The organism is Polynucleobacter sp. 39-46-10, from assembly GCF_002282275.1.
On the sequence record NZ_NCJB01000316.1, the window covers coordinates 1 to 2,581 of the forward strand.

The 2,581-nt window shown below is 44.6% G+C and carries 4 protein-coding genes and 1 pseudogene; 4 read left to right on the forward strand and 1 reads right to left on the reverse strand.

Annotation, left to right across the window (positions count from 1 at the left end; translation table 11 throughout):
- The first annotated feature begins 55 nt into the window (after window positions 1-55).
- Genes B7X71_RS15010 through tatC form a run of 4 tightly spaced genes read left to right on the forward strand, consistent with a single transcriptional unit; the run spans window position 56 to window position 2,021 of the window.
- Window positions 56-412: a histidine triad nucleotide-binding protein gene (locus tag B7X71_RS15010; RefSeq protein WP_293601267.1), complete on the forward strand. Its 357-nt coding sequence runs from the start codon at window positions 56-58 to the stop codon at window positions 410-412.
- A 16-nt stretch (window positions 413-428) separates the two neighbouring features.
- Window positions 429-671 (forward strand): Sec-independent protein translocase subunit TatA, encoded by a 243-nt coding sequence (gene tatA / locus B7X71_RS15015; RefSeq protein WP_293601269.1) that lies wholly within the window; start codon window positions 429-431, stop codon window positions 669-671.
- A 28-nt stretch (window positions 672-699) separates the two neighbouring features.
- The gene (gene tatB, locus B7X71_RS15020; protein ID WP_293598324.1) at window positions 700-1,176 is read left to right on the forward strand and encodes a Sec-independent protein translocase protein TatB; all 477 of its coding nucleotides are present in this window, start codon (window positions 700-702) and stop codon (window positions 1,174-1,176) included.
- Window positions 1,177-1,208: 32 nt separating this feature from the next.
- Window positions 1,209-2,021: a twin-arginine translocase subunit TatC gene (tatC, locus tag B7X71_RS15025; RefSeq protein WP_293598323.1), complete on the forward strand. Its 813-nt coding sequence runs from the start codon at window positions 1,209-1,211 to the stop codon at window positions 2,019-2,021.
- Here the strand turns inward: tatC and B7X71_RS15030 are convergent.
- Window positions 2,006-2,581: pseudogene (locus B7X71_RS15030) on the reverse strand (sel1 repeat family protein); the annotation flags it as partial. The gene tatC and the pseudogene B7X71_RS15030 sit on opposite strands and share 16 nt — an antisense overlap.

Here is a 2,581-nt window from a genome sequence, read left to right on the forward strand (position 1 = left end):
TACTTCAGGCATCGAAGAAAAAGCCGCCAGAAAAGCTGTAAGCAAGGAGTAATTGATGCCCCACGACCCAAAGTGCCTATTTTGTAAGATTTCCAAGGGTGAAATCCCATCCCAAAAGGTGTATGAGGACGAGGAGATTTATGCCTTTAAAGATATTAATCCTGCAGCCCCCGTCCATTTTTTGATGATTCCTAAAAAACATATCCCTATGCTGGAATCTGCAGAAGTGGCTGATGCGCCATTGCTAGGTAGAATGATGGAATTAGCACCACGTCTCGCCAAGGAGCAGGGTTGCCGTCCTGGAAAAGATGGTGGCTTTAGATTGGTAGTGAATAATGGTGCAGATGGTGGGCAAGAGGTTTATCACTTGCATTTGCATGTGATGGGCGGTCCGCGCCCCTGGAAAAAATAGTCCGAGGAGATTAAAAATGGGTTCATTTAGCATTTGGCATTGGTTAATTGTTTTGGTAATCGTGATGTTGGTATTCGGTACCAAAAAATTGCGCAATATCGGCACTGATTTAGGTGGCGCTGTTAAAGGTTTCAAAGATGGCATGAAAACGCCTGAGGGATCCGAAGAGTCGCAAGACAAGGCTAAAGAGCAAATTCAGAGCGCTGCTACATCAACAGAGAAAACTGTGGATGTTCAGGCAAAAGATATCAATAAATAATTGTTGATAGAAATAATGCGCAGCTGCAATGATTGATCTCGGAGTTTCAAAGCTTGCACTCATTGCAGTAGTTGCATTGGTAGTGGTCGGCCCGGAACGACTTCCAAAAATTGCCCGTATGGCGGGTAACTTATTTGGAAGAGCGCAGCGCTATATGGCGGATGTCAAATCCGAAGTTAGCAGGCAGATGGATGTTGAGGAGTTCAAGAAACTCCGAGAAGAAAGTGTCTCTGCCTTTAAAGATGTTGAGAACTCCATTCAATCTGTTACTCAAGAGGCTGGTGCCAATCTCAGTGACCAGGCAGATATCTTTGAAAATCATTTTACGAGAGCTCCTCTTGATGAAAAAGAAGTTCTACAAAAATCGGTACGCCAGGGTCGGAAGAGTTGGGGCGTGAGGCGCGCTGCGAGACCAGTTTGGTTTAAGCGATCCACTGGTATGCGCACAAGAGTTCAGTCCGGAGCTGCGCGCATGAAGCGCTTTCACCACAGCGCGGGCAAATAAATTAGCCCAAAGAAAAGTAAATACGAATATCAATGACGCAAAATAATTCAACAGAAGATTCCGGACTACAAGAATCATTCTTGTCACATTTATTTGAGTTGCGTGATCGCATCATCAAGTCAGCGATAGCCATCATTGTAGTTTTTGTCTCCCTAGTTTATTGGGCGCCAGATATTTTTCATTTGTTTGCCCAGCCACTACTTCAGGCATTACCTGCTGGCGGCAAGATGATCGTGACTGATGTCACGGGTTCATTCTTTGTACCTATGAAAGTCACCATGTTGGTGGCTTTCTTAATCGCTCTGCCAGTAGTGATGTATCAGTTATGGGCATTCATTGCCCCCGGCCTTTATCAGCACGAGCGTAAGTTGATAGTACCTTTGGTTATCAGTAGTTATAGCCTGTTTATTTTTGGAATGGCCTTTGCTTACTTCTTAGTTTTCCCAACGGTATTTCAATTCATGGCTAGTTATAACGCTCCCTTGGGTGCTGAAATGTCGACTGATATTGATAAATACCTTGGCTTTGCTATGACAACCTTTTTGGCCTTTGGCATTACCTTTGAGGTTCCAGTTGTTGTGGTGGTGCTGGTTCGCATGGGCATGGTGCCATTGGCTAAGCTTAAAGAGATTCGTCCTTATGTAATTGTTGGCGCTTTTGTGATTTCAGCAATCGTGACACCACCAGATGTGTTATCTCAACTGCTCTTAGCTGTGCCAATGTGCTTACTCTATGAGCTCGGGCTTCTCATTGCCCGCTTCTATGTCCCAAAATCCGTAGATGATGAGTCTGATGACATTAAAGATGGCGAATCTAAAGGCTCGGATACTCAAGCTACTGTTTGATCTTGTGAGAAGGTAGCAGTCAGCCACTCAGTTACTCGGTCAAATCGATAACGTCTTTGTCTTAAATTACCTTCTAAGTCAGATTCGCTTCCAGCAAATACTTTTCCTGCGGCAAGCAAAGAGCGCCGCTGCTGCGTGGTATCAATCTGAATTAATCTAGGCAGTATCTTTGGTAGCTCGCGACGAATATCGACTGCGACACAATGTTCGTGCTGTAACTGCCCAACCTCACACAGTAATAGCTCAGCCTTACTCAAATTAAATTGATTGGCGATGATGAGTCGGTGACATAGCAAGATCCACTCTTCATCTAATTTGTGTTCGGCGTGATGGTTTAATGCCTTTTCAGCATAAGTAGCCAATTCAAACCAATCATTGTTCTTTGGGCTGGAGACATTCTCCAGAATTTTCCCAAGCAATTCTTTTGCTTCGGTAACACCTTGTTGGTGTGCTTGCCAAATCCAATAAGAAGCTTGCAGGCCGCGAACCTTCTCTTCAACTTTTTCGCGTTTGCGCCAGAGGTTGGCGCCTCTTTTGAATTGAGCTACTGGATGACCTAA

What these genes read in the sequence shown, in the direction of transcription:
- tatA (WP_293601269.1), top strand. Translation starts at nt 429, where the DNA reads ATGGGTTCATTTAGCATTTGGCATTGGTTAATTGTTTTGGTAATCGTG.
- tatB (WP_293598324.1), top strand. Translation starts at nt 700, where the DNA reads ATGATTGATCTCGGAGTTTCAAAGCTTGCACTCATTGCAGTAGTTGCA.
- B7X71_RS15010 (WP_293601267.1), top strand. Translation starts at nt 56, where the DNA reads ATGCCCCACGACCCAAAGTGCCTATTTTGTAAGATTTCCAAGGGTGAA.
- tatC (WP_293598323.1), top strand. Translation starts at nt 1,209, where the DNA reads ATGACGCAAAATAATTCAACAGAAGATTCCGGACTACAAGAATCATTC.